At 64.3% G+C, this 5,051-nt stretch carries 6 protein-coding genes; 2 read left to right on the top strand and 4 right to left on the bottom strand.

Features of this window, described 5'->3' with window-relative positions:
* Positions 1-135 precede the first annotated feature (135 nt).
* The 3 genes from ACOQFS_RS06875 to ACOQFS_RS06865 all read right to left on the bottom strand — a co-directional run bounded on the left by ACOQFS_RS06875 (position 136) and on the right by ACOQFS_RS06865 (position 2,289).
* Positions 136-330, bottom strand: a complete 195-nt coding sequence (locus ACOQFS_RS06875) for a hypothetical protein (RefSeq protein ID WP_421562158.1) — start codon at positions 328-330, stop codon at positions 136-138.
* Complete coding sequence (locus ACOQFS_RS06870; protein WP_421562157.1) at positions 324-956, bottom strand: RNA polymerase factor sigma-70; 633 nt, start codon at positions 954-956, stop codon at positions 324-326. Before ACOQFS_RS06870 ends, ACOQFS_RS06875 begins: the two co-directional genes overlap by 7 nt.
* A gap of 190 nt (positions 957-1,146) precedes the next feature.
* Positions 1,147-2,289, bottom strand: a complete 1,143-nt coding sequence (locus ACOQFS_RS06865) for an FAD-dependent oxidoreductase (protein WP_421562156.1) — start codon at positions 2,287-2,289, stop codon at positions 1,147-1,149.
* A gap of 631 nt (positions 2,290-2,920) precedes the next feature.
* Here ACOQFS_RS06865 and mtnP point away from each other — a divergent pair.
* Together mtnP and gph are read left to right on the top strand one after the other, a co-directional pair.
* The gene (mtnP, locus tag ACOQFS_RS06860; RefSeq protein WP_421562155.1) at positions 2,921-3,808 is read left to right on the top strand and encodes an S-methyl-5'-thioadenosine phosphorylase; all 888 of its coding nucleotides are present in this window, start codon (positions 2,921-2,923) and stop codon (positions 3,806-3,808) included.
* 69 nt (positions 3,809-3,877) lie between these two features.
* Positions 3,878-4,579: a phosphoglycolate phosphatase gene (gph, locus tag ACOQFS_RS06855; protein ID WP_421562154.1), complete on the top strand. Its 702-nt coding sequence runs from the start codon at positions 3,878-3,880 to the stop codon at positions 4,577-4,579.
* 50 nt (positions 4,580-4,629) lie between these two features.
* On the opposite strand, the gene ACOQFS_RS06850 is transcribed toward gph, so the two are convergent.
* Positions 4,630-5,051 (bottom strand): methyl-accepting chemotaxis protein (locus tag ACOQFS_RS06850; protein WP_421562153.1); only part of this gene is annotated, 422 nt, incomplete at its 5' end.

The following is a 5,051-nucleotide window of genomic DNA, read 5'->3' as shown; positions in this document are numbered from 1 at the left end:
TGCGTTGCAGCCGATGCTCCTTGTGCCCCACAGACTCCTGCGGGTGTCTGACGACCTGCGGATGCACCGCCCTTGCCCTCGCTGCGCCGTCAAGCGTCGTGAAGACTCGCGAGGTGTTTGCGTTGGGCATGGCGGTCAATCCGTGGCCTTCTCGTTGTCACCCTGCGCAAATGCCCGCATGGCCTGGCGAAGGAATGAAATCTGGTGGCTGAAATTCCGACAGCTTGAACACATCATCAGGTGCACATTGAGCCCCATTTTTTCCGGCACAGACAGGCGGCGTTCCTGCGCTTGCGAGACCAGTCGGGTCGCCGATAGACAGTTCAACATGGTTGTCCCTTGGAGTGATGCCAATTGTTTTCCAAACACTCCCGCAGCCGCAGCCGGGCACGATGCATGATGACGTTCAGGTTTGACGTCGAGATGCCGACCGAAGCGCAGATTTCGTCAGACTCCAGCTCAATGTATTCCCGCATCATGAAGACGCGGGCCTGTTGCCCAGGCAGGGCCTCCAGGCAGACTTCGAAGACCTTCCAGAACTGGACTTGGTGCAGGGCTTCCTGCGGATTCCCCCAGGCTGCCGGCCGTTCATCCGGCTCCCAGAACCCCCGGGCATTGAAAAGCTCATGGAGGTCTTCCTGCTCGTCGCGCTCCTGCATCAGTGCGCTGGCCTCGCCGAGCCGTTTCTTTTGCCTCAGTGAATCCGCGATCTTGTTCTTGAGAATGGCAAAAACCCACGTCTTCAGCGCGGCATGGCCACGAAAGGACGCAGCGTTCTTCAGTGCGCCGATCAGCGCCTCCTGCACGGCATCCTCGGCGGATTGCTCGTCGCCCAGCTGCAAGTGCGCAAACCTCAGCATCTGACTGCGCAAAGCCTTCAGCAATTCTGGATCGGTGATTGATGCCGCTCCGATGGCTGCCTCCATCCCCTCCGCCTTCAACTTGTCAAACGTCATGTCCGTCCTGTTCGTTCAATGCATTCCTGGCAGCGCCGTAGCTGGCGACTCAGTAGGGTACAAGGTGGGTGGGCCGTACACGCCCCCTGGAATTCCCGCATCCCACGTGGATTTGCTGTTCCTTGGCCCATCAGAGGGATCCCCATGCGTTCGGATGGCACGTGTTTCTCCTCCTGCAAGCCTGTTTCGCTCAAGGGGACCTCTCCTGCGTGGAGGTGTTGGGAGCGGGCGCGGGCGGCGCAAAGCGACGTACGAAGCGCCGGTCGATCCAGTCTTTCCAGTGCCAAACCCAGCCACCTTCGGCTGACCAGGCGCCCCAAGATGCAATCGCATGGCGTGGCCCGCATGCGAGCAGGTAGAGGGAGCGGGACTTTGGCGTGTAGGTCCTGAGCGGACCGTTCTCCAGCACGGCAAGCAAGTTGCTGGCGAGCACAGGGCCTGCGCGGACGGCATGCACACCCGAGCGAGACAGGTGAGTGTCTGGCCGCGCGCACACATCTCCGGCCGCAAACACGTTGGGGTGGGACACACTGCGGTGATGTTGGTTCACCAGGATGTAGCCTCCGGCGTCCAGCGACAGTTGGGACAATTGCAGCCACACCGGGGCCCGCGCCCCGGTGGCGGCGATCACCACGTCAGCAGCCATTACCCGGCCGTCTGCGAGCAGAACGCCTTCTTCCGTGCCGACCGCCCGCTGGAAATGCACGTTCAAGCCCACACGTCGGGCGTGAGCGAGCACGCGATCCTGCACGCGCCGATGGTGTCCTTGCAAAATGCCCGTGTCGGAAGCGATCAGCTCCACGGTGGCGTTGATCCCGGATTGCAGCAAGGCGTGCCGTGTGGCCAGTGCGATCTCGACCCCTGCGGCGCCGCCCCCTACCACCAGGAGGTGAAAGGTGCCTTTCTCTTGCGCCTCGGCCAGCCTTTCAGGCCACTGGGCGAAGAACTGATCCAAAGGCTTGACCGGCAGCAGCTTGTCGCCCAGGGCTTCCAGCCAGGAGGTTGCCGTTTCGCTTCCTGCGTCAATGGAAAGCCAGTCGTAGTGCACATGTCTGCCATCGGAGAGGCCAACGCAGCGCCGGGCGGCGTCCATGCCCACCACGCTGTCGACAACAAGTTGGCCCTTGGCAGCCGACACCAAGGGTCTCAAGTCGATCTGGCAGGCTGCCTGCGGATAATGGCCTGAGATCCAGCCGGGCAGCATCCCGGAATAGTTCAGTTGCGGCGACGGAGTGATCAGCGTCACATCGACCCCCTGGGGGCGTCGTGCAGCCAGAGCCTCCAGAACGGACAGGTGCGCGTGTCCACCGCCGACCAAGACAAGCCTTGTCATGGCGGGGCCGACCCATGGGCGGGAATGAAGGGCGAGATCCTGGGCCGCAGGGATGTGATGCGCGGGAGCCGCCGGAGCCTCCTCGCCAATGGACGGGAGGGTATCCGGGCGCTCCCTTTGTGCTCCAGTGCCTCCGTGCCCTGGTGATCGGTGGCCGCACGACTCGCCGGAACGCTGCAGGGTGCAGCCAAGCGCCCCCGGCCATTGCGGACCGGGCCCAGGCAACGCGCGGTGGTCAACGCCACCGGGGAGGCGACGCAATGGGGCCCATCCCTTGATGCGTCGCTGTTGCGGGCACGGGGACCGGGGAGGAGGGCGCCCATGGAATGACGGCGCCTGCTTTGAAAGTTGAACGCGAGAGTGGTCATGTCGGCAGTCGCGCCGTGAGTTTCGCAGGTGGCGGGCCGCTTTCCTGCGGAAAATCGATGCATTGTGGTGGTGATGCGGGGCGGAGAATTCGCCAGGACATTCGGCTTCGGCACTTGGCGCTCCTGCAAGGGGTGTTCCTTGGCGATTGGTCGGACGACACCGCCTGGCTCTTACACCGCTGGCCGTCACGCTGTAATGGATGCGGCCGTTAATACGACAGACCCCTGTCGTCTGCATTCATACAACCACCTGGAGATTCAACATGACACGTGCCCTCATAGGGATCATTGGCGGGAGTGGCCTTTACCACATGGAGGCCCTGCAGGATGTCGAGGAGCATGATCTGGAGACGCCCTATGGCAGGCCCTCCGATGCCCTGGTCACCGGCAAGGTGCATGGGATTTCAGTGGCCTTCTTGGCCAGGCACGGCCGGGGCCATCGCCTGATCCCATCCGAAGTGCCCTACAGGGCCAATGTCCATGCGATGCGGCAACTGGGCGTGCGGTACCTGGTTTCCTTTTCCGCAGTGGGATCCCTGCGCGAGGAGCTGCGTCCACTCGACATGGTCCTGCCGGACCAGTTCATCGATTTGACCAAGCGCAGGGAGAGCACGTTCTTCGGCGCTGGCGCCGTGGCGCACGTGTCCCTGGCGCAGCCCATCTGCGCGAACCTCTCCGCAGTCCTTGCGCGGTCGGTGGAGGGCGCCGGGCTGGGCGACAGGGTGCGCCTGCACAAGGGCGGGACCTATGTCTGTATCGAAGGTCCACAGTTTTCCACCATGGCCGAGTCTCATTGGTACCGAAGCATGGGCGCCAGTGTGATCGGCATGACCAACATGCCGGAGGCGAAACTGGCGCGGGAGGCGCAGATGGCCTATGCCACGCTGGCGATGGTGACCGACTATGACTGCTGGCATCCCAGGGAGGCGCATGTCACCGCCGATACCGCGATGGCCAACCTGATGCAGAACGCCGGACACGCGCAGTCGATAGCGGCAGAGACGATCAAGATCCTGGGCCGAGAGCTCCCGACCTCGGCCGCCCACACCGCCTTGGATTCGGCCCTGGTCACAGGGCGAGAGTCCATGGAGCCCGAGGTGAAAGGCCGCTTGGACGCATTTTGGGAGGGGCCCGGCCTGCCCGACAGATAACGCGAGCGGTAAGCTCCTGAGGCGCCAAGCCTTACGATCCGGGGTCTTCGCAAACTCCTCGACGCACTCGTGAACTTCCTTCCGATAGACCCGACCCGCCTGGACGCCGCCATTGTGGACCTCGACGGAACCATGGTGGACACGCTCGGGGATTTTGCCGAGGCCCTCAACCGCATGCTCGTCGATCTGGCGCTGCCGGCCATCGGCGCGCAGCGGATCGAGGCCATGGTCGGCAAGGGCTCGGAGCATCTGCTGCGCTCCGTGCTGGCCCATGTGCTGGCATCGCCGGGCCGGCCGGCCGATGCGGATCAGGTCGAGGCGTTGTACCCAGCCGCCTGGGACCGCTACCAGGCGCACTACCTCGCCATCAATGGTCAGTGTGCGCAGGTGTACCCCGGTGTGTTGCAGGGGTTGCAGGCGCTGCAGGCGGCCGGTCTGCGCCTGGCCTGCCTCACCAACAAGCCCACGGCATTCGCGCTGCCGCTGCTCAAGGCCAAGGGCCTGGGCAGCTTCTTCTCCGTGGTGTTCGGCGGCGACGCCTTCGAGCGCAAGAAGCCCGACCCGCTGCCCCTGCTCAAGACCTGTGAGGCCCTGGGCACGGCCCCGGCGCGCACGCTGATGGTGGGTGATTCGAGCAACGACGCGCAGGCGGCGCGTGCGGCCGGGTGCCCCGTGGTGCTGGTGACCTATGGCTACAACCACGGCCAACCCGTGCGGGCCGTGGATGCGGACGGGTTTGTGGACTCGCTGAAGGATTTGCTCTCACATTGAGAGCGGGTAGCGCTTGATGCGCCTTGGTTTCGAAGAAAAAGGCTCTGAAATCAAGAACTGGCAAGCGCTGGCAGCTCTCTATTTGAGAGCATCGGCGCATCGGGTGCCCGCGCGGAGGCGTCCGGCACGCGGAACACCGCGACTGCCTGCACCAGCTGGCCGGCCTGGGTTTTCAAGCTGTCGGCCGCTGCGGCACTTTGCTCCACCAGCGCTGCGTTCTGCTGCGTGGTCTGGTCCATCTGCGTGATGGCTTCGCCCACCTGGCTCACGCCCTGGCTCTGCTCGGAGCTGGCCGCGCTGATCTCGCCCATGATGTCGGTCACGCGGCCGATGGCGGCCACCACCTCGGCCATGGTCGTGCCGGCTTTGTCCACCAGCGCGGTTCCGCGCTCCACGCGCTCCACGCTGGTGCCGATCAGGCCCTTGATCTCCTTGGCGGCGGCCGCGCTGCGCCCGGCCAGGCTGCGCACCT

Origin of the sequence: Paracidovorax sp. MALMAid1276, assembly GCF_049198005.1 — a bacterium.
Classification (GTDB): domain Bacteria; phylum Pseudomonadota; class Gammaproteobacteria; order Burkholderiales; family Burkholderiaceae_C; genus Acidovorax.
The sequence above is the reverse complement of the archived record's forward strand: the minus strand, read 5'-3'. Positions and strand labels throughout refer to the sequence as shown.

Bases quoted from the DNA above. Each gene is read 5' to 3' on its own strand.
- ACOQFS_RS06870 (WP_421562157.1), bottom strand. From the start codon at position 956: ATGACGTTTGACAAGTTGAAGGCGGAGGGGATGGAGGCAGCCATCGGA.
- mtnP (WP_421562155.1), top strand. From the start codon at position 2,921: ATGACACGTGCCCTCATAGGGATCATTGGCGGGAGTGGCCTTTACCAC.
- ACOQFS_RS06875 (WP_421562158.1), bottom strand. From the start codon at position 330: ATGTTGAACTGTCTATCGGCGACCCGACTGGTCTCGCAAGCGCAGGAA.
- ACOQFS_RS06865 (WP_421562156.1), bottom strand. From the start codon at position 2,289: ATGACAAGGCTTGTCTTGGTCGGCGGTGGACACGCGCACCTGTCCGTT.